Annotated in this window: 1 protein-coding gene; it reads right to left on the bottom strand. The window is 69.6% G+C overall.

From position 1 onward, the window contains the following. The coding region (locus NE591_RS13735) for an NADH-ubiquinone oxidoreductase-F iron-sulfur binding region domain-containing protein (protein ID WP_305145263.1) at positions 1-316 on the bottom strand (316 nt) is incomplete at both ends.

The following is a 316-nucleotide window of genomic DNA, read 5'->3' as shown; positions in this document are numbered from 1 at the left end:
CTGGCGAACTCGTCGGCAAAGGCGTCAAGTCCCGCCATCACCATCGCCCCCGCCTGCCAGCCCACGGCGCAATCGGCGGTGTCGCGCAGCAGCGTGGCCGCATCTCGGATATCATCCACCGTCGCCGCCGTGGCGCGGAAGGCGGCCACATCGCCCAGCAGCGCCTCAAGTTTCGGCATGCCCTGGGCGCACGGCGTGCACTTGCCGCAGTTCTGAGCGGCGCTCGCTTGCAACTGTCCCAGCATGAGCCCCACCGGAAACTGGCCCGGCGGCATGGCTTCCACGCGTCGGGCGAAGTCCTCGACGAACTCCCCCG

This window comes from Adlercreutzia sp. DFI.6.23 (assembly GCF_024462535.1).
Lineage (GTDB): Bacteria > Actinomycetota > Coriobacteriia > Coriobacteriales > Eggerthellaceae > Adlercreutzia > Adlercreutzia rubneri.
This window is presented reverse-complemented; position numbering and strand designations above follow the sequence as displayed.